This is a genomic window from Acinetobacter sp. 228 (assembly GCF_048147885.1).
Map to the genome: position 1 here is coordinate 1 of NZ_JAYWYV010000278.1, position 1,356 is coordinate 1,356.

Annotated in this window: 2 protein-coding genes; both read left to right on the forward strand. The window is 37.7% G+C overall.

The window, feature by feature from the left end; genetic code table 11:
• The coding region (locus VXQ92_RS18180; protein ID WP_416682748.1) for a putative solute-binding protein at positions 1-250 on the forward strand (250 nt) is incomplete at its 5' end.
• Positions 251-592: 342 nt separating this feature from the next.
• On the forward strand, positions 593-1,356 hold a 764-nt coding region (locus VXQ92_RS18185), incomplete at its 3' end, for a putative solute-binding protein (protein ID WP_416682749.1).

Sequence of the window (1,356 nt, forward strand, 5' to 3'; positions counted from 1 at the left end):
TCGTGATTGGTTCGTAAAACAATTACCAAAAAGCTTTGCAATGATTAACCGTTTAGAAGCACAAATTCCAGGTAAATACAAAATGAACCTAAGTGCTGAAGACAAACTGAAATATCAAAAAATGTTACGTGATGGCCGTATGGATTTAACTAAACGCGGTATTTACGATGCAGGTATGATGTCTGTATTGAAAAAAGCACGTTGTTCTGTAGACAAAGCTAACTTTGAATGTTCAATGCCTGGTGAATAATTCATTTTGAACTTAAAAGCCTAGATTTATTCTAGGCTTTTTTGCTTTCTATAGACTGTCAATTCAGCCATTGTGATTCATTAAAAAGACGCTAATCTAAATTGAGGATAAAACTTCATCTGGATATATGAAGATATTAGAAAATAGAACAAGGAAGTGAGTCATTAAAAGAGCTAAGGGAATTTAACTCGTTATTTTTTATTGAGCTCGGATAAACAGAATTGATCATAAAAATATCTAAATTGTGAATCTTAGATGAAGCATATCTCATGAGAATCATGCCAACCAGCGTGAAATTTCTTGATGCCAAAAACAAAAAATTTACAAGGAAAGGAAAAGAATATGCGATTTTCCAAAACGCTTTTACTTGCGATGGGACTCACAACAATTTCATTTGCAGCCGAGGCCAAACAAACCATATGTGTTTTTGACTTTGTTGGTAAAAATGGCGATGTCTATGCACTCATGAAGGACTATCAGCTTGCAGCCAAAAACTGGGGAGCTGATATCGAACTAAAAGTAAACCAGAATGAAGCGGTGATTGCTGAAGATTTTAAAGCGGGCAAATGTGATGGTATTAGTGTATCAGGCATGCGTGGACGTCAATTCAACTCATTTACGGGATCATTAGATGCAATTGGCGCGATTCCAGATCTCAAACTTGCTGTTAAAGTCATGCAAGGTTTAGCAAGCCAAACCTTTAGTAAATATATGGTCAATGGCCGCTATGAGGTAGTAGGTGTTATTCCGGTAGGAGATGCTTACCTTTTAGTAAACGACCGTAGTATTAATACCGTAGCGAAAGCTGCGGGTAAAAAAATCGCCGTATTAGACTACGATGAAGCACAAAAAATCATGGTTCAGCAGGTGGGTGCGCAGGCTGTGAGTGCAGATGTAACTAATTTCGGGGCCAAATTTAACAATCATCAGGTCGATATTATTGGTGCGCCAGCAGCAGCTTTTAAACCTTTAGAGTTACAAAAAGGCTTAGGTACAAAAGGGGCAATTGTAAACTATCCAATTTTACAGGTGACCGGAAATATTATTATTCGTCCAGACAAATTCCCAGCTGGTTTTGGTCAGAAATCTAGAGAGTGGGTGGCTGG